Here is an 18,932-nt window from a genome sequence, read left to right as displayed (position 1 = left end):
CGCGGCAGGCAATCGCGGAGCGCTCCGGGTTGGGATCTGGCGGCCCCAAATCGGCCTGCCACTCAAAACACGCCCTGTGATGGTTGCGTTTCCCCGCACCTCGCCGCACGGGTGACTCGGCAGGAAGTTTTTCAGCCGTCCCAGACGAGGTCGCCGTCTGGCAGCCGGCGGGCGCCCTCGGCGGGGCGGTGCGGGGTGAGCCGGCCGTCGGGCATCAGGTGCGACACCGGCACACCGCGCCCCAGCACGGCGACGTCGGCGATCAGCCGCCGGTGGCAGCGCCACCAGACGCTCTCGCTGCACATCACCGCCGTGGTCCGGCCCGCCGCGTCGGCCAGCACCGCGTCCAGCGCCGCCTGGAAGTCGGCGGTACGGGTGTACGCCGCGTACGCCCGGAAGGCGGCCACGGTCCACCAGGTGTCCGGCTCGTCGGTGCCGGCCGGGGTGTGCCGCCGGCCGCCGAGGCGCTGTTCCCAGCGGTAGTCCACGCCGGCCGCCGGCAGCCAGCGGGCCAGTTCCTCCCGGCGTACGTCGGGGTTGGTCCGGCTCGCCGGGAACCGCCGCACGTCCACGACGAGCGCGACCCCGGCGCCTGTCAGCAGCTCGCCCAGCCGCTCCCGATCGGCCGCCCCGTGCCCCACCGTCAGCAACTCCACGAGGAGGGAATGCCCCGAATCGCGGGCGGCTACCGCCCGGGATCCCCGCGCGGGGCGGCGGGCGGCGCGGCCGGCGGCGAGGCTGCGACGGGTGCACCCCGACCTTCCGGCCGACGAGGCCGACGCGCTCGACTGGCTGGCGTTCGAGCAGGCCGGCGTCGTCACCACCGCCCGGGCGATCCGTTCGCTGACCGAGGGCACCGTACGCGGACGCGTGCGCTCCGGGCGGTGGCGCGCGATCTGCCGGGGCGTCGTGCTGATGGGCAACGGCCGGCTGACCCGGGACCAGCAGCTGTGGGTGGCGGTGCTCGCCGCCGGCTCCGGTGCTGTCCTGGCCGGCCCGACGGCTGCCGCCGAGGCGGGCGTACGCGGACTGCGGCGCGAGCCGCTGCACGTGCTCGTGCCGGCGCACCGGCGGGCGGGTCGTGGCGTGCTGGGGCGGCTGCCGATCGACATGCCGGCGGTCGTCGTGCACCGCGCGTCGGTGCTGCCGGCGGCGCATCTCCAGCTCGCCCGCCCGCCGCGGACCACCACCGCCCGGGCGCTGGTGGACACCGCCGGCTGGGCCCGCACCGTCGACGAGGCGCAGGCGGTGCTGGCGGCCGGCTGTCAGCAGCGACGGGTCACGCCGGCGGAGCTGTCGGCGGTGCTGGACGCGTTGCCCCGGGCCCATCGGCGGGCGTTGATCCGGCAGACAGTGGCCGACATCGCGGGTGGCGCGGAAGCGCTCTCGGAGATCGACTTCGTCCGGCTCTGCCGCCGCCACGGCCTGCCCGCGCCTCACCTCCAGCAGCGGCGCGCCGACGCCGCCGGGCGGACGCGGTGGCTCGACGCGTACTGGCGGGAGTGGGGGTTGCACGTCGAGATCGACGGCGCGCACCACATGGACGTCCGGCACTGGGCGGCCGACATGCGTCGCCAGAACGACGTCTGGACCTCGGGGGACCGCATCCTCCGCTTCCCGGCGTGGCTGGTCCGCGCCCGCCCCGACGAGGTGGCCGACTCCCTCCGCCGCGCCCTGACGGCGGCGGGCTGGCGCCCCGAGGGATGAATCTTGGACAGTTGCCGTTCTCGCGGAACGGCAACTGTCCAAGATCGCGCCGGCAGCGCGGACGGTGACGTCCGCGCCAGGCCGCCGGTGGCACGGGCGGTGACGTGCGCGCCAGGCCGCCGGTGGCGCGAACGGCGATGCGTCCGCGCCACCGGAGGGGGTGGTGCGTCAGGAGACGGTGCAGGGGGTGCCGTTGAGAGTGAACGCGGTGGGCTTCGGGTTCGATCCGGTGTGGGTGCCGTTGAAGCCGAAGCCGGTCGACGCGCCCGGCGCGAGCCGGCCGTTGTAGGAGAGGCTGGTGGCGGTGACCGCGGCGCCGGTCTGGGTCCACGTCGCCGACCAGCCCTGGCCGACCTTCTGCCCGGCGTGGGGGAAGGTGAAGGCGAGCGTCCAGCCGTCGATCGCGGTGGTGCCCGTGTTGGTGAGGGTGACGTTCGCGGTGAAGCCGCTGTCCCAGCCGCTGGTCGTCCAGGTCACGGCGCAGCCGCCGGACGCGGGCGGGTCGGCGGTGGTGACGGCGACCGGCGCGGACGCCGCCGAGGCGTTGCCGGCCGCGTCCACCGCCACCACGTAGAACTGGTACGCGGTCGCGGCGGTCAGCCCGGTCACCGCCACGGTGGTGCCGGTGGGCGAGCCGACCAGCGCGTCGGTCGCGCCGGCCTCGCGGTAGACCCGGTAACCGGTGACGCCGACGTTGTCGGTCGACGCGGCCCAGTTCAGGGTGAGCCCGGTGGCGGTGACCGCCGAGGCGGTCGGGGTGCCGGGGCGGGTCGGCGCGACGGTGTCGGGTGCGGGGGCGGCGGGCGTGGTCACCTCGGCCACGGGCGAGGCGGCCGAGCGGTTGCCGGCGCCGTCGCGGGCCCGCACCGTGAAGCGGTACGTCCGCTCGGGCAGCAGCCGGGTCACGGCCAGGGTGTTGGTGGTCGAGTTGAGCAGGACGAGCGCGTCGCTGCCGACCTGCGCCTGGGTGACCTCGTAGCCGGCCAGCCCGCTGCCGCCGGCGTCGGTCGACGCGGGCCAGGTCAGGGTCAGCCCGGTCGCGGTGACGGCCGAGGCGACGGGGGTGCCGGGGGTGGTCGGCGCGGTGGTGTCCGGGGTGGCCGGGCCGGGCTCCTCGCCCCAGATCCGGGTGCCGCCGGAGTAGAGGGTGACCTTCCGGTTCGGCCCGGCCGTCGCCTGGTACGACGGGTCGTTCGTCGGGTCCCAGGTGCCGCCCTCGGGCACGCCGATCTTGAACTGCACCTCCATCCGGTGCTGCGACTGCCCGGCGGGCGCGATGGTGTGCCCGGTGCAGTCCACCTCGACGTACCAGATGTCGCCGGAGAACTGCCTGGCCGTGGCCGGCGACGGGCAGCCCTGGGTGTAGCCGGGGGTGACCGTGACGGGGCCGGTGCCGTCGGGGCGGAAGTAGTAGCGGAACCTGCCGTCGGTCAGGGCCCGGGCCGGGAAGGCCGACTTGTTGTAGATCATGGTCTTGAGGCCGGTGGCGCGCGGCTCGGCCTGCATCACCGTGGTCTCCACGGTCAGTTCGTCGATGTCGGGCGTCTCGGCGCGGGGGAAGCCGGCGAGCGGGGTGCCGCCGTACTCCTGGGCGAGCCGGGCCAGCGCGGAGCTGAAGCCGGCGTTGTAGTCGGTGGCGACCTCGTTCATCACGTAGTCCGACCGGTTGTCGGTGTACGCGTCGTTGGCCGCCGACGGGCCGCCGACCAGCGCGCCGTAGAGGGTGTGCCGGGTCTCGGCGGGCACGGTCTGGCTGTCCCACCAGGAGCCGTGCGCGGTGCGGTGGTGCGGGTTCTTCGGGGAGTTGGCGCCGAAGCCGATCACGTAGCTGGAGGCGCGCGGGTTGTCGCCGAGCGCGTAGTTGATCTGCCGGACGGCGAAGTCCTTGTAGCGGGCCTTGCGGGTGGCGTCGGTGGTCTTGTCGCTGTAGACGAGGGCGGCGAAGGACGTGTTCGCCGCGTAGCGCAGGGCGCCCCACGAGTCGAGCACGGCCATCCCGCCGGGCGAGTACGGCACCCGCTGCCCGTTGACGCCGACGGTCCAGTAGTCGAGCCAGCGGTTGGCGTCGTCGACGTACTTCTGCTTGCCGGTCAGGTTGGCCAGCAGCACGTACGCCCCGAACTGCTTGTTGTCCCAGGCGATTGTCCACTTGTAGGAGCGGGTGGTGCTCTGGTTCTCGGTGCCGAGCTTGTCGTACTCGCTCTCGGCCTTGGCGAGGTAGGCGGCCTCGCCGGTGGCCCGGTGCAGCCAGATCGCCGACCAGACCAGCTCGTCCTGCCAGCCGCTCCAGGAGCGGTAGAAGCTGGTCGCGTCGGTGATGCACTCGTGGTAGCTCTTGCGCACCGTGTCGGCGAACGTGTACAGCTGCCTGGCGTGCCCGAGCAGCTTGTCGGCGTAGGCGGCGTCGGTGGGCCGGAAGACCATCGACGACGCGGCCATCGCCGCCGCCGTCTCCCCCGCCAGGTCCGCGCCGCCGCAGCTCGCGTCGATCTTGTACGCGGGCCGCGCCATCGGCATCACCTCGGCCGGGCCCCACCACTTGTGGTCGTCGTCGCCCTTGCCGACCTGCCCGTAGAGGACGTTGGGGGCCGGGTGCGCCTTGATGAAGTAGTCGTTGACGAAGCGCAGGTTGTTGAGCAGGTGCGGCAGCTGGCCGGAGGCGACGTAGCCGGCGCGGTACTCGACGGCGCCCCAGGCGAGCATGGTGGCGCTGAACGCCATCGGGAAGCCGAACTTGACGTGGTCGCCGGCGTCGTACCAGCCGCCGGTGAGGTCGAGCCCGACGTCGGCGCCGTCGGTGAGCGCGGAGTCGCCGCGCCAGGAGACCCGGTTCCAGTCGGGCAGCGGGCCGGACTGCTGCGCCTCGTAGAAGTAGAGCGACTTCTGCAACGCCTCGGCGTAGTTGAAGGCGGCGGCGGAGGGCGCGGTCCGCGTGGCGCCCCCGGCGGCGGGCGTCGCGGCGGAGGCGGGCGCCGGGGCGGTGACGGCGAGGGCGAGGCCGGCGGCGAGGGCGCTGCCGGCGGCCAGCAGGCGGGGCAGCCAGGGCTGCTCGCCCGGCCGGCGCGGACGTCTCGGGTGACGCATGACGGGGCTCCTGTCGGTGGCGTCGCCGGCGGCACCGGGGACGGCGCGCGGGGGTGGTGGTCGGGGCGTGCCGGCGAGGGTGGTGGGGGGTGCGGCCACGGGCCCGGGAGCGCTCCCATGGATGACCGACAATGTAATGCGGCGGTCGTCGGTTTGTGAAGACGCCCGTGGGGCGCGCCCGCGCGGGACGGCTGACAGGAAAGCCCTTACCTGCGCACCTGACGTACGTCACACCATCGATATTCATGGATCGATTTACGGCGTACGGGCAGGTCATCGCCGGGACGGGCGGGCGAAGACGCGCGTCGCGGCCGGGCGGGAGACGGGCCGGGCGTTCCGGCATACGAACGTACTGTTGCCCGCCCCTTTCCGGCGCGCGACAGTACGCCCACACCAGCGGTGCCATCGACGTTGCCGCTCCCCCGGCCAACCTGAGGAGATCGCGATGGCTCTACGACTCGCCGACGGCACCGCCTGGTCCGACACCCTCGCCCGCGCGGTGGCCGCCGCGCCCGAGGCGTTCGGCTCCCCGGTCGACGGTGTCACCACCCTGCACAACCTCGTCCGCGGCGACTGGCACGCGGTGGGCACCCCCAGCCCCGTCCGTACGCCGGTGGACAACACCGTGCTGGTCAACCTGGCGCGCCTCGACGCGGAGTCCGCCCGCGCCGCGGTCGCGCACGCCGCCGCCGCGCACCGGGCCTGGGCCGACACCCCGCTCGCCGACCGCAAGGCCCGGGTCGCCGACGCCCTGGACGCGCTCACCGACCACCGCGACCTGCTCGCCCTGCTGCTGGTCTGGGAGATCGGCAAGCCGTGGCGGCTGGCCTGCGCCGACGTGGACCGGGCGCTCGACGGCGTCCGCTGGTACGTCGACGAGATCGACCGGATGCTCGCCGACGGCCGGGAGCCGCTGCCGGGACCGGTCAGCAACATCGCGTCGTGGAACTACCCGATGAGCGTGCTCGTGCACGCCGAGCTGGTGCAGCTGCTCGCCGGCAACGCGGTCATCGCCAAGACCCCGTCACAGGGCGGGGCGGTCTGCCTCACCGTCGCGCACGCGCTGATGCGCCGCGCCGGGCTGCCCGCCACCCTGGTCTCCGGCGGCGGCGAGGAGCTGTCCGAGGTGCTCGTCCGGGCGCCGGAGATCGGCGCGGTGGCGTTCGTCGGCGGGCGCTCCAACGGCGGCAAGGTCGCCGCCGCGCTGCTCGACTCCGACAAGCGGCACTTCATCGAGCAGGAGGGCCTCAACGCCTGGGGCATCTGGAACTTCTCCCAGTGGGACCTGCTCGCCGGGCACCTCAAGAAGGGCTTCGAGTACGGCAAGCAGCGCTGCACCGCGTACCCGCGCTTCGTGGTCCAGCGGGACCTCGTCGACGAGTTCCTCGACATGTACCTGCCGGTCGTCCGCTCCGTCCGGTTCGGGCACCCACTCGCCGTCGGCGACGACTGGACCGCCGGCGACCCGCTGCCCGAGCTGGACTTCGGCCCGCTGATCAGCGCCGCCAAGGCCGAGGAGCTGCGCCGCAAGGTCGACGAGGCGGTACGCGGCGGCGCGGTGCCGCTGCACCGGGGCAAGCTCACCGGCGCGCCGTTCCTCGACGGGCAGGACACCTCCGCGTACGTGGCGCCGTCCGTGCTGCTGGCCCCGCCCGGCCGGTCCCGGCTCATGCACGCCGAGCCGTTCGGCCCGGTCGACACCATCGTGGTGGTGGACACCACCGACGAGCTGCTGGCCGCGATGAACGCCTCGAACGGCGCGCTGGTAGCCTCGCTGGCCTGCGACGACGAGGAGCTGGCCGGCAAGCTCGCGGTCGACCTCCAGGCGTTCAAGGTGGGCATCAACAAGCCGCGCTCCCGGGGCGACCGGGACGAGCCGTTCGGCGGCCGGGGCGCGTCCTGGAAGGGCGCCTTCGTCGGCGGAGACCTGCTGGTGCACGCGGTGACCCAGGGCGGCGACGGCCGCCTCTACGGCAATTTCCCCGACTACAACAGCTACCCGACGACCTGAGGTGCAAGGAAGGGCACCCTGCTGACGCGTGGCGATTGCAGGGTGCCCTTCCTGACACCCGACGGCCGCCACGGCGGCTCACCTGGTCGCTAGCATCGACAAGTGTCCACACTCGCGCAGATCTCCCTCGGGGTGACCGACTGCGAGCGGGCCGGCGCGTTCTGGGCCGCCGCGCTCGGCTACCGCCGCCGCCCGCCCCGCTATCCGGGCGACGACTGGATCGTGCTGGAACCGCCGCCCGGCCAGCCCGGCGCCGCCCTCGCCATGGACCTCAGCGAGAGCCCGGCCGAGCAGTTTCCCCGGATCCACTTCGACCTCGACGCCGGCGGGACGGCCCTCGACGACGAGGTCGCCCGACTGGTCGCGCTCGGCGCCCACCGGGTCGACTGGCCGCACCACCCCGCCGACCCGCACCCGACCGAGCCGCCGTACGTGGTGCTCGCCGACCCGGAGGGCAACCGGTTCTGCGTGCAGGGCCGCCACGCGGGCGACGGCTGACACCCCACCCGTGCCGTCCGGACGGCGGCGGACCTCACACCCCGTGCCGCGCGGACGCGCCCTCGACGAGCGGAACGGTGAGGGTCACCAGGCCGCCGTCCCGCTCGGCCGGCGTGGGCCGGCCGAGCCGCCGCACGGTACGCAGCATCGGGGTGTTCTCCGCCTGGACGTGCAGCACCAGGGCCACGTAGCCGGCCTGTTCCGCGTGCCGGACCAGTCGGCGCAGCAGGGCCGAGCCGAGGCCCCGTCGCTGCCAGTCGTCGCGGACCAGCAGCGCCACCTCGGCCTCGTCGCCCTCGGCGAGCAGGTTCGCCATTGCCACCACCGACTCCGCCTCCCCGGCGTCGCCGCCCGCCGTGGCGAGCAGGGTCACGCCCCGGGCCGGCTCCAGCAGCCGACGCAGCCGGGCCGTGGCCGGCGTCCCCGCGCCGCCGAGGTAACGCCGGTGCCGGCTCCCCGGCGAGCACTCCTCGTGCAACTCGACCACGCCGGGCAGGTCGTCGGCGACGGCCGGCCGTACGGACACTTCAGCGCCGTCGGGCAGCACCAGGGTGACCTGTTCCGCGGCCCGGCGCGCGACGGCGGCCGACAGCTCGACCAGGGCCTGCGCGCGGGCGTACTCGGCCGGGGTGAAGCCCGGCGCGGCGCGGCGCAGCGCGAACGACCCGCCGGCCGGATCCTCCAGCAGCATGGTCGTGTCGGCGATCCCGCAGCCGGCGCCGGCGGGCGCCGGTCGCCAAGCGACCGTGTCCGCGCCGAGCAGGGCGCGCAGCGCCTCCCCGGCCGCGTCGGGGTCCCGCACCAGGCGGGTGGCCAGGCCGAGCGCCCGGGTGGGCTGGTCGGCGAGCCCGCGCGCCTCGCTGCGCGCCACCCAGCAGTCCCGGCCCCGCCCCCGCTCGACGGCGGCGACGAGGCCGGCCTCGTCGAGCGTGTCCGGCGCGTCGACCAGGAAGTCGTCGACCGCGCCCCGCTCGGTGGTGTGCACCTGCACGGCGAGGATGTTGACCCCCCGCAGCGCCAGGCTGGCCGTGAGCACCGACAGGTAGCCCGGCCGGTCGTCCACCGTCGCCCGGATCCGCCACAGCGTCATGGTTCGCTCCCTTCCGCCCACGACCCTCGTCGGTGGCTGTTGCGCGCCGGTTGCCCGGGGGTGACGGCTCCGCTTCCGTCGCGCGACCTGCGCCACAGTGACCGCCACCGCCGGGCCGGCTCAGAGGTCCACACCGGGCCGGCTCAGAGGTCCACGCCGGGCCGGCTCAGAGGTCCACGCCGGGCCGGCTCAGCAACGTGAGGGTCGACTCAGGGCTTCGCGGCCACCGGCGGCGCCCCGACCAGGTCGAGCCGGTCGCCGAGGATCACCGCGGCGGCCCGGACGAGCTGCGCCAGCCGGTCCACCTCCGTGGCGTGGAACGCCGCCGCGGCCGGCGTCCCGGCGCACTCCCGGGCCACCACCAGCACCAGGCCGGCCCGGCCGAACGGCGCGACCGCGACGTGCGCGCCGCCGGGTGTGCTGATCGCCCGGGCCCGCAGCGGAGTCACCTCCGGCAGCGGCGGCGGTACGGGCGCGCGCCAGCTCGCGTACCCCACGGTCGCCTCCCCGGCGGCGCCGGTCCGGGCGGCCCAGTCCACCGGCACCACGGCGGCGACCGCCCAGTCGGCGGCGAGCAGCCCGGGAACGGCGTCGACAAGCGTGGCGACGCCGTCGACCGGGTTGGCCGCGACCTGGGCCAGCAGCTCGGCGTCCTGCCCGGAGGTGGTGGGCGCGCCGATCGCCCGCCACACCCCGTCCACCCGGACGCCGGGGATCGCCGCCAGCCCGGCGAGCAGCCGCTCGACCCGCGCCGCGCCCGGCCAGACCACGGTGAAGTCGTCCACCGCCCGCCCGCCGAGCCGCTCCAGGACGACCACCTGGACGATGTCGGCGCCGGACACGCCCATGGTGCGCGCCACCTGGCCGAGCGTGCCCGGACGGTCCGGCAGGGTGACCCGAACTCGCAGCAACATGTCTGAACCCCTCCGCTCGGCGGGCCGGCACCGCTGGCCGGCAGGCTGGGCCCCAGCCTGGCCGGTGGCCGTTTCGCCCCTGTTGCCGCGGCATGTCCCGAGGGTCAACTCCCGACCTTGACAACATGGCGGAGCTGCCATCAACTAATCGGATGACCGAGCCGGCCGTCGACGCGCACGGGCCGGGCAGCAGCCCCGCCGCCGCCTCCCCCCGCGGGCTGGATCTCGACCGGCTCGCCGCCCACCTGGCCCGGCACCGGCCCGAGCTGGCCGACGGCCCGCTGCGGGCCCGGCTGATCGCCGGCGGCAAGTCCAACCTGACCTACCTGCTGCACGCCGGCGGGCACGAGGTCGTGCTGCGCCGCCCGCCGCTCGGGCACGTGCTGGCCACCGCGCACGACATGGCCCGGGAGTACCGGGTGATCTCCGCGCTGGCGCCGACCGACGTGCCGGTGCCCGCCGCGCTGCTGCTCTGCGAGGACGCCGAGGTGATCGGCGCGCCCTTCTACCTCATGGAGCGGGTGCACGGCGAGGTGTTGCGCACCCGCGCCCAGACCGACCCGCTCACGGACGACCAGCGGCGGGAGCTGGCGCTGGCGATGATGGACACCCTCGCCGCGCTGCACGCGGTCGAGCCCGCCTCGGTCGGGCTGGGCGACTTCGGCCGCCCGGAGGGCTACCTCGCGCGGCAGGTCCGCCGGTGGGCCGGCCAGCTCGACCGGTCCCGCAGCCGGCCGCTGCCCGGCATCGAGGAGCTGCGGGACCTGCTGGCCGACACCGTGCCGGAGGGCGCCAACGCCGGCCGGATCGTGCACGGCGACTACCGGCTGGACAACCTGCTCGCCACCGTCGACCCGGTGGCCGTACGGGCCGTGCTCGACTGGGAGATGGCCACCCTCGGCGACCCGCTGGCCGACCTCGGGCTGCTGCTGACCTACTGGGACGTGCTCGGCGGCAGCGAATCGGCCGCCGGCAACCCGGTCGCCGACGGGCTCGGGCCGCGCGCCGGGTTCCCCACCGGGACGGAGCTGATCGAGCGGTACGCCGGGCGCGGCGACGTCGACGTCGGGCCGCTGCACTGGCACGTCGCGCTCGGCTGCTTCAAGCTCGCGGTGATCTGCGAGGGCATCCACTACCGGCACACGCTCGGGCAGACGCTCGGCGAGGGCTTCGACCGGATCGGCGACATGGTGGCACCGCTGGTCGAACACGGGCTGACCGCCGCCAGGGAGCGTTGATGGACTTCGCCTACGACACCCGCACCGAGCAGCTGCGGGCCGAGCTGACCGCGTTCCTGGACGAGCACGTGTACCCGGCCGAGCCGGTGCACGCCGCGCAGGTGGCCGCCGCCGGCGACCCGTGGGCCCGGCCCCCGGTGATGGCCGAGCTGAAGGCCGAGGCGCGCAAGCGCGGCCTGTGGAACCTCTTCCTCCCCGACCCGCGCCACGGCGCCGGCCTGACCAACCTCCAGTACGCCCCGCTGGCCGAGCTGACCGGGCGCAGCCCGCACCTGGCCCCGGAGGCGCTCAACTGCGCCGCGCCCGACACCGGCAACATGGAGCTGCTCGCCGAGTTCGGCTCGCCGGAGCAGCAGGAGCGCTGGCTGCGCCCGCTGCTGGAGGGCGAGATCCGCTCCGCGTTCTGCATGACCGAGCCGGAGGTGGCGTCCTCGGACGCGACGAACATCGCCACCCGGATCACCCGCGACGGCGACCACTACGTCATCGACGGGCGCAAATGGTGGTCGTCGGGGGCGATGGACCCGCGCTGCGAGATCTTCATCGTGATGGGCAAGACCGACCCAGAGGCCGACCGGCACCGCCAGCAGAGCATGATCCTGGTGCCCCGGGACACCCCGGGCGTCGCCGTGCGGCGGGGCATGACGGTGTTCGGCTACAGCGACGCCTCACACGGCGGCCACGCCGAGGTCGACTTCACCGACGTCCGCGTACCGGTGGAGAACCTGGTCGGGGCGGAGGGCACCGGCTTCGCGATCGCCCAGGCCCGGCTCGGTCCCGGCCGGATCCACCACTGCATGCGGCTGATCGGCATGGCGGAGCGGGCCCTGGAGCTGCTCTGCCGGCGGGCGCTCGAGCGGGTCGCGTTCGGCCGGCCGCTCGCCGAGCAGGGCGTGGTGCGCGAGTGGATCGCCGAGTCCCGGGTGCGCATCGAGCAGGCCCGGCTGCTGGTGCTCAAGACCGCCTGGCTGATGGACACGGTCGGCAACAAGGGCGCGCACACCGAGATCCAGGCCATCAAGATCGCCACTCCCGCCATGGCCGAGTGGGTGATCGACAAGGCCATCCAGGCGTACGGCGGGGCCGGCGTCAGCCAGGACACCCCGCTTGCCGCCCTCTGGGCCCAGTCGCGGACGCTGCGCCTGGCGGACGGCCCCGACGAGGTCCACCGTTCGTCGCTGGCGAAGCGCGAACTGCGCCGCTGGTCGAACTGACCCAAGGACACCCCACCCCGCGCTCCCCGCCCCGCCCGCTCCCCGCCCGGCCCGGCCCGGCCCGTTGATCATGAAGTTATTGTCGCGGAACGCCGACGCCGAGGGCGACAACTTCATGATCAACCCGGAGGTGGGTTGGGTGGGGTGGGTGGGTCAGGCGGAGGCGCGTTCGATCAGTTGGGTGTCCAGGAGGATGTGGGGGGACGGGAGCTCGTCGCCGCGGATGCGGCTGACCAGCAGGCGGGCCATCTGCCGGCCCATCTCCTCCACCGGCTGGAAGACCGTGGTCAGCGGCGGCTCGGCCTGCCGGGCGATCGGGGCGTCGTCGAAGCCGATCACCGCGACGTCCTCCGGCACCCGCCGGCCCGCCTCGCGCAGCGCGCGCAGCGCCCCGAACGCCATCAGGTCGGAGGCGACGAAGACGGCGTCGAGGTCGGGGCAGTCCTCCAGCAGCCGACGCATCCCGGCCGCCCCGCTGCCCTCGCTGAAGTCGCCGTACGCGATCATGGCTGGGTCGACCCCGCCCCCGGCGGCCCTGACGGCCTCCTTGTAGCCGGTCAACCGGCCCAGGCCGGCGCCCATGTCCTGCGGGCCGGCGATGGTGGCGATGCGCCGCCGCCCCCGGCCAGCCAGGTGTTCGACCGCCCGCCGGGCGCCGCCCACGTTGTCCACGTCGACGTAGTACGCGGGCTGCGCGCCGGGCTGCAGCATCCGGGCCGGGCGGCCGCCGAGCACGGTGGGCAGGCCGCGCTCCTCCAGCAGGGTGGGCAGCGGGTCGGAGTCGTGCAGCGACAGCAGCAGGACCCCGTCGACGTGCTGGTTCGTCAGGTGGTGCTCGACCCGCTCCCGCTCGATCGGCGACTGCACCATGGCCAGCCAGAGCTGCAACGGGGTCTCCAGCAGCCCCGAGCTGACGCCCCGGACGATGCCGGCGAAGAACGGCTCGGTGAAGACCCGGTCGCCGGATTCCGACACCACCAGGGCGATCGAGTCGGTGCGTTGGGTCACCAGGGCACGGGCGGCCCGGTTCGGCACGTACCCCAGCTCGGCGATGGCCTGCTGCACCGCGGCGCGCGCCTCGGGGCTCACCTGGGGTGAGCCGTTGACCACCCGGGAGACCGTCCCGCGACCGACGCCGGCGCGGGCGGCGACGGCGTCGAGGGTCGGGCGCCCGAGCGACCGGGTGCGCTGCGTTGTCATTGTCTGCTCCTCCGACGGCGGACCGGCCCCGGCGCCACCCCGTGCGGGGTGGCGCCGGGGCCGCCCGTTGATGGCTGGCCCTGGCCTATTGTGCGGCCAGACCGTTGCGTCGGATCACCTCGGCGTACCACCTGGCGCTGGACTTGGGGATGCGGACCTGGGTGTCGTAGTCGACGTGGACCATCCCGAACCGCTTGGTGTAGCCCCAGGCCCACTCGAAATTATCCATCAGCGACCAGGCGAAGTACCCGCGCAGGGGCACCCCTGCCTCGATCGCCTCGTGCGCGGCGCGCAGGTGGGCGTCGAAGTACGCCAGCCGGTCGGCGTCGTCGACCCGCCCGTCGACCACCTCGTCCACGAAGGCCGAGCCGTTCTCGGTGACGTAGAGCGGCAGGTCGGTGTACTCCTCGTGCACCCGGCGCAGCGTCTCCACCAGGCCGGGGGCGTCGATCTCCCAGTTCATGTCGGTCACCGGGACGCCCCGGGTGACGAACCGGACGTCCTCGCTGCCCGGCCAGCACGACGGCGCCCGCCAGTACGGCTCCGGCTCGGCGTCGGGGTCCGGCGCGGCGACGACGTGGCGGCTGTAGTAGTTGACGCCGACCACGTCCAGCGGGGTGGAGATGGTCGCCAGGTCCCCGTCGCGCACGTGCCCGAAGTCGGTGACCTTGGCGAGGTCGGCCATCAGGTCCGCCGGGTAGGACCCGCGCAGCAGCGGGTCCAGGAAGAAGCGGTTGGCCAGCCCGTCGATGCGCCGCGCGGCGTCGACGTCGGCGGGCGCCTCGCTGGCCGGGGTGACCGGGTAGAGGTTGACCGTCACCCCGACCTCGGCGGTCGGCCGGGCCGCGCGCAGCGCCTGCACCGCGAGGCCGTGGCCGAGCATCAGGTGGTGTCCGGCCCGTACGGCGTCCGCGCCGTCCGAGCGGCCCGGCGCGTGCACCCCGGAGCCGTAGCCGAGGAACGCCGAGCACCACGGCTCGTTCAGCGTGGTCCAGTAGCGCACCCGGTCGCCGAGCGCGTCGGCGACCAGCGTGGCGTAGTCGGCGAACCGCGCGGCGGTGTCCCGGGCCGGCCAGCCGCCGACGTCCTCCAGCGGCTGCGGCAGGTCCCAGTGGTAGAGGGTCAGCCACGGCTCGATCCCGTGCCCCAGCAGTTCGTCGACGAGCCGCCGGTAGAAGTCGAGCCCCTCGGCGTTGGCCGGGCCGGTGCCACCCGGCTGCACCCGCGGCCAGGAGACCGAGAACCGGTACGACTTCAGCCCCAGCTCGGCCATCAGCGCGACGTCGGAGCCCAGCCGGTGGTAGTGGTCGCAGGCCACGTCACCGGTGTGCCCCTCGACGACCCGTCCCGGGGTGTGGCTGAAGGTGTCCCAGATCGACGGGGTCCGGCCGCCCTCGGCCGCCGCGCCCTCGATCTGGTACGCGGCGGTGGCCGCGCCCCAGAGGAAGCCGGGCGGGAAGGTCAGCGGCGGACGGTCGTCGACGACGCCGACGGGTGGGCTGGCGGGGTTGCTCACGACTTGACGGCACCTTCCATGATCCCGCCCACGATCTGGCGGCCGAACACGATGAACACGATCACCAACGGTAGAGTGCCGACCGCCGTGGCGGCGAACACCTGCGAGTAGTCGGTGTAGTAGGCGTACGACAGGAAGGCCAGCGAGACCTGGAGCGTCGGGTTCTCGGAGGTGAGCACCGCGTACGGCCACAGGAACGAGTTCCAGGTCTCCATGAACGTCAGCAGGCCGAGCACGGCGGCGGCCGGCCGCAGCGCGGGCAGCACGATGCTCCAGTAGATGCGGAAGGTGCTCGCCCCGTCCACCCGGCCCGCCTCGATCAGCTCGTCGGAGATGGCCTGGGTGGCGTACTGCCGCATCATGAACACGCCGAACGCGCTGACCAGGAACGGCACGGTCACCGCGTAGAGGGTGTCGAACCAGTTGAGGTCCTGGATCATGCCCCAGAGCGGAATCAGGCCGAGCTGTGTCGGGATCATCATGGTGACGATGATCGTCAGCAGCAGGGCGTTGCGGCCCCGGAAGCGCAGCTTGGCGAAGGCGAAGCCGGCCAGCGAGCCGGTGATCACCACGGAGACCGTCACGATGCCGGAGACGATCACCGAGTTGAGCAGGCCGGTGAGGAAGTTCGCCGCCTCGTTGTCGAGTACGCGGCCGAAGTTGTCGCCGAACGACCCGGACGGCGTGACCGGCGGCGGGACGTCGTTGATCGAGTCCAGGCTTCGGGTGGCGATGACCACCATGTAGTAGAACGGGTAGATCGAGAACAGCGTCGCCAGGACGAGCGCGACGTAGGTCAGCGGGCTGGTGCGCCACAGGCGCCGGGATGCCGAGTTCATCTGGGCGTTCCTCACTTCACCGTGCGGCGGACGAGCAGGAAGTTGATCCCCGATACGAGGGCGATCATCAGGAACATCGCCCAGGCGACCGCGGCGCCGTAGCCGGCGGTGTTGAGGTTCTCGATGCCCAGCTCGTACATGTACATGGCCAGGGTCTGGAACTCGCGCTGGTCGCCGCCGATGATGTTGCCGTTGGCGAAGACGAGCGGCTCGGTGAAGAGCTGGAGCCCGCCGATCGTGGAGAGGATCACCACGAAGACGAAGGTCGGCGTGAGCATCGGCAGGGTGATCCGCCAGAACTGCTTCCACTGGCTGGCGCCGTCGAGCGCCGCCGCCTCGTACAGGTCGCGCGGGATGGCCTGCATGCCCGCGAGCAGGATCAGGGTGTTGTAGCCGGTCCACCGCCAGTTGACCATGGAGGCGATGGCGCTCCACGAACTCCAGCGCTCGGCGTCCCAGTCGACCGCGTCGATGCCGACGAAGCTCAGCAGCCAGTTGATCACGCCGAAGTCGCGTTGGAAGAGCATGCCGAAGACGATCGCGACGGCGGCCACCGAGACCACGTTCGGCATGAAGATCGCCAGCCGGAAGAACGTGCGCGCGCGCAGGAACGTGCGGTTGAGCAGGTTCGCCAGAAACAGGGCGAGCAGCAACTGCGGGATGGTCGACAGCAGGAAGATGCCGAAGGTGTTGAGGGTGGCGTTCCAGAAGTACTCGTCCTTGACCAGGGCGACGTAGTTGTCGAACCCGATGAAGGTGTGGTCCCCGATCAGGTTCCAGTCGTGCAGGGACATCCAGGCGGTCCGCAGCATCGGGTAGAGCCCGAAGATGCCGAAGACCACGAAGAACGGCGCGATGTACAGGTACGGCGAGTACTTCAGGTCCAGCCGGGTCAGCGAGTGCGACCGGGACCGGTGCCGCGACGACGGGCGGGGTGGCGGTGCTGCGGGCGACGGCGGCGCCGTCGTGGCCGAAAGGCTCATGCGGGGTCCTTTCCCGGCGTCGGCGCGGGCGCGCGCCGACGCTCAGGCGCTGTTACGCGGAACGGGACGGCGCCGGTGGCGTCCGGGAGGGAAGCGGGACGGCGCCGGTGGCGCCCGGGTGTCGACCCGGACGCCACCTGGCGACGAGGTGGGTCAGAAGGCGCCCTGCGTCTTGGCGTCCTTCGCGAACTGCTCCCAGGCCTTGTCCTTCGTGGCCTGCCCCTGCTCGTACGAGCGCAGCGCCGGCTCGAACGCGTTCTCCTTCACCGCCTGGTGCTTCGGGCCGAGGTGCAGCGGCTGGATCTTGGCGACGCTGTCACCGAAGATCTTGCCGGTCGGCGCGTTGTTGAAGTACTCGTTGGTGTAGCCGAGGAACTCCTGGTTCTTCAGCGCCTCGAGGTTGGTCGGCAGCGGGCCCTTGAGCTTGAACGCCGCCACCTGGCTCTGCGCGTTGGTCAGGTACTCGGCGAGCTTCGCCGCCTCCTTCGGGTACTTGCTCTGGGTCGGCACGCCGAGCCAGGAGCCACCCCAGTTGCCGGCGCCGCCGGGCACCGGGGCGACGTCCCACTTGCCCTTGTTCTCGGGGCCGGAGTTGTCCGCCACGATGCCGAGCATCCACGACGGGCAGAAGGTCGCCGCGAAGGTGCCCTGCTTGAAGCCGGCCGACCACTCCGGCGACCAGGTGGCCGTCTCGGCGGTGATGTTGGCGTCGGCCATCGCGACCGCGGTGTCCCAGGAGGTCTTCACCGCCGCGCTCTTGTCCGCGATGACGTTGTCGTCCTTGTCGTAGAACAGGTCGCCACCCTGCTGGAACATCACCGCGCTGGCGGCGGTGGTGACCGAGTCGAGCAGGCCCTTGCCGGTGGCGGTGCGGTACTTCTTGCCGGTCTCGATGAAGGCGTTCCAGTCCGGCCAGAGGGCCGCGACCTGGTCCCGCTCGGTCGGCAGCTTGGCCGCCTGGAAGAGGTCGCGGCGGTAGCAGACGGCGAGGCTGCCGACGTCGGTCGGCAGGCCGATCAGCCGGCCGTCCGGCGCCTTGCCCAGCTCCCACTTCCAGGGCAGGTAGTCCTTGCTGTGGTCGGCGACCAGCGGAGCGAGGTCGGCCCAGTTGGCCGGGTTGGCCTTGAACTCGTTGAGGATGCCCTCTTCCAGGGCGACCACGTCGGCCGCGCCCTTGCCGGTGGCCAGCGCCCGGACGATCTTCGGCCGGTACTCGCCGAGCTGGGCGGTCTTGCGCAGCTCGACCTTGATGCCGGTGTCCTTCTCGTACTGCTTGATGATCTCGTCGTAACCGAACTCGCCGAACGTGTCGACGACCAGCTTGGCGGGCTTCTCGCCGGCCGCTGGTGCGTCGTCGTCCTTGCCGCAGGCCGCGAGACCGCCGATGGCGGTTATCGCGGCCAGGGCGGCAGCCGCCATGCGGGTGCGCCGCGTGGTGAGGCTCATCGGAGACCCCTCTTTCGGTGGTGAGGCTGACTGGGTGTGGTGGGGGGTGCCGTGCGCGCAGTCGACACCGGTCGGGGCCGGCGGTCGACGTCCGGAGCGGGGCGCGGGTGAGTCGTGCCACGTTCGCGGGAGCGCTCCCATGAGATTGCCGGCGGGTGTCGGAGGTGTCAATAGGCCTATGGGAGCGTTCCCAGATCGTTACCGCGTGTGCGTACGCCCCGACTGCCGCACGTCGCGGGCCGACTCGCCGGGCGGCGCCACCTGCGCACCCGCCCCGTTGAAGCGGTTCAGCACGCCCGCGCGCGGGGGCGGACACGCTGAGCGGCCCGTCGCGCACCCTGCGTGCGGCCGGAACGCGCCGCGGCCGAGGCGGCCGGCACGCGCCGCAGCCGAAGCGGTTCAGCGGCGACGGGACGCGCGGCAAAGGCGGCGCGGCGGTAGCGGGGCCGCGCGGCGAAGACGGCGCAGCGGTTCAGCGGCAGCGGCGTTTCAGCGGCAGCGGCAGGGCAGCGGGAGCGGCGGGGTTGCGCGGCGAGGGCGGCGCAGGGGCTCAGCAGAAGCGGCGCAGCAGGGTGCCGGCCCGGCCCGCGTCGAAGGCGACCGGGTCGAACCGGTCGCCCACCCGGTCCCGCGCCTCCCGGTGCCCGGGGTGAGCCGGATCCGCCAGCGCGGCCAGCAGCGCGTGGTAGCCGGCCGGGCCGCCGACGTCCTCGGGCGGGCACGCCCGCTCGCCGTCCAGGCAGGACGGGTACCGCCCGTCCGGATCGGCCGCGAAGGCGTCCTCCACCACCAGGTCGTGCTCCCACCAGTCGCCGAAGTCGTACGTGTAGTGGAAGCGGCTGCCCTTGCCGAGCACCGCGTCGAGGCGGACGTCCAACTCGTCGCGCAGGGCCAGCTCGCCGTCCGGATCGGGCTCGCCGTACTGGCGGCCCTCGATCTCGAACGAGTGCAGGTGGCAGTCCCGCCAGCCCATGGCGTGCTGCACCACCCGGTGCAGCCGGTCGAGGGTGTAGCCGCCCGGGACGAGCACCCTGCGCCAGACGGGCGGCCGGACCCCGGCCAGGGAAATCTTCAGCTGGAAGATCTGACGCGGCATGCTGTCCCATCCTTCCTCGGCATAGGCTGCGGGCATGATCTGCCGAGCGTGCCGGGCCAGGCGGCACGACGACTGTCCGGGGCGGAACTGGTGCGA

General features: G+C 73.4%; 15 protein-coding genes. 5 read left to right on the top strand and 10 right to left on the bottom strand.

Going from position 1 to position 18,932, the window contains the following annotated elements; translation table 11 throughout:
- Positions 1–131: 131 nt before the first annotated feature.
- On the bottom strand, positions 132–656 hold the full coding sequence (locus tag AC0OO9_RS23275; protein ID WP_484512341.1) for a DUF488 domain-containing protein: 525 nt from the start codon (positions 654–656) through the stop codon (positions 132–134).
- A gap of 91 nt (positions 657–747) precedes the next feature.
- Between AC0OO9_RS23275 and AC0OO9_RS23270 the strand changes: the two genes are divergently transcribed.
- Positions 748–1,707 carry a hypothetical protein gene (locus AC0OO9_RS23270; protein WP_484512340.1) on the top strand — a complete coding sequence of 320 codons (960 nt, stop codon included), beginning with the start codon at positions 748–750 and terminating at the stop codon, positions 1,705–1,707.
- A 168-nt stretch (positions 1,708–1,875) separates the two neighbouring features.
- On the opposite strand, the gene AC0OO9_RS23265 is transcribed toward AC0OO9_RS23270, so the two are convergent.
- Complete coding sequence (locus AC0OO9_RS23265; RefSeq protein WP_484512338.1) at positions 1,876–4,791, bottom strand: glycoside hydrolase family 9 protein; 2,916 nt, start codon at positions 4,789–4,791, stop codon at positions 1,876–1,878.
- Between the two features lie 445 nt (positions 4,792–5,236).
- On the opposite strand from AC0OO9_RS23265, the gene AC0OO9_RS23260 reads away from it, so the two are divergent.
- Positions 5,237–6,802 (top strand): aldehyde dehydrogenase family protein, encoded by a 1,566-nt coding sequence (locus tag AC0OO9_RS23260; RefSeq protein WP_484512336.1) that lies wholly within the window; start codon positions 5,237–5,239, stop codon positions 6,800–6,802.
- A gap of 102 nt (positions 6,803–6,904) precedes the next feature.
- Positions 6,905–7,300: a VOC family protein gene (locus AC0OO9_RS23255; protein ID WP_484512334.1), complete on the top strand. Its 396-nt coding sequence runs from the start codon at positions 6,905–6,907 to the stop codon at positions 7,298–7,300.
- Positions 7,301–7,334: 34 nt separating this feature from the next.
- Here the strand turns inward: AC0OO9_RS23255 and AC0OO9_RS23250 are convergent, their stop codons facing one another.
- Both AC0OO9_RS23250 and AC0OO9_RS23245 read right to left on the bottom strand, forming a co-directional pair.
- Positions 7,335–8,390, bottom strand: a complete 1,056-nt coding sequence (locus AC0OO9_RS23250; protein WP_484512332.1) for a GNAT family N-acetyltransferase — start codon at positions 8,388–8,390, stop codon at positions 7,335–7,337.
- Between the two features lie 209 nt (positions 8,391–8,599).
- Complete coding sequence (locus AC0OO9_RS23245) at positions 8,600–9,304, bottom strand: ACT domain-containing protein (protein ID WP_425871420.1); 705 nt, start codon at positions 9,302–9,304, stop codon at positions 8,600–8,602.
- Positions 9,305–9,456: 152 nt separating this feature from the next.
- Here AC0OO9_RS23245 and AC0OO9_RS23240 point away from each other — a divergent pair, with 152 nt between their 5' ends.
- A complete protein-coding gene (locus AC0OO9_RS23240) occupies positions 9,457–10,542 on the top strand; it encodes a phosphotransferase family protein (RefSeq protein WP_484512330.1) in 1,086 nt (361 codons plus the stop codon).
- A complete protein-coding gene (locus AC0OO9_RS23235; RefSeq protein ID WP_484512328.1) occupies positions 10,542–11,756 on the top strand; it encodes an acyl-CoA dehydrogenase family protein in 1,215 nt (404 codons plus the stop codon). Before AC0OO9_RS23240 ends, AC0OO9_RS23235 begins: the two co-directional genes overlap by 1 nt.
- Before the next feature lie 153 nt (positions 11,757–11,909).
- On the opposite strand, the gene AC0OO9_RS23230 is transcribed toward AC0OO9_RS23235, so the two are convergent.
- The 6 genes from AC0OO9_RS23230 to AC0OO9_RS23205 form a co-directional block, all read right to left on the bottom strand.
- A complete protein-coding gene (locus tag AC0OO9_RS23230) occupies positions 11,910–12,956 on the bottom strand; it encodes a LacI family DNA-binding transcriptional regulator (protein WP_151457313.1) in 1,047 nt (348 codons plus the stop codon).
- 85 nt (positions 12,957–13,041) lie between these two features.
- A complete protein-coding gene (locus tag AC0OO9_RS23225) occupies positions 13,042–14,472 on the bottom strand; it encodes a GH1 family beta-glucosidase (RefSeq protein ID WP_484512326.1) in 1,431 nt (476 codons plus the stop codon).
- A complete protein-coding gene (locus AC0OO9_RS23220) occupies positions 14,469–15,311 on the bottom strand; it encodes a carbohydrate ABC transporter permease (RefSeq protein WP_151457311.1) in 843 nt (280 codons plus the stop codon). The genes AC0OO9_RS23225 and AC0OO9_RS23220 overlap by 4 nt, the downstream gene beginning before the upstream one ends.
- A gap of 11 nt (positions 15,312–15,322) precedes the next feature.
- A complete protein-coding gene (locus AC0OO9_RS23215) occupies positions 15,323–16,294 on the bottom strand; it encodes a carbohydrate ABC transporter permease (protein WP_132233153.1) in 972 nt (323 codons plus the stop codon).
- A 153-nt stretch (positions 16,295–16,447) separates the two neighbouring features.
- Positions 16,448–17,740 carry an ABC transporter substrate-binding protein gene (locus AC0OO9_RS23210; RefSeq protein WP_132233151.1) on the bottom strand — a complete coding sequence of 431 codons (1,293 nt, stop codon included), beginning with the start codon at positions 17,738–17,740 and terminating at the stop codon, positions 16,448–16,450.
- 550 nt (positions 17,741–18,290) lie between these two features.
- Positions 18,291–18,836, bottom strand: a complete 546-nt coding sequence (locus tag AC0OO9_RS23205) for a plasmid pRiA4b ORF-3 family protein (protein ID WP_484512324.1) — start codon at positions 18,834–18,836, stop codon at positions 18,291–18,293.
- Between the last annotated feature and the right edge of the window lie 96 nt (positions 18,837–18,932).

Source organism: Micromonospora sp. USAFONa4, assembly GCF_057197825.1.
This window is presented reverse-complemented; position numbering and strand designations above follow the sequence as displayed.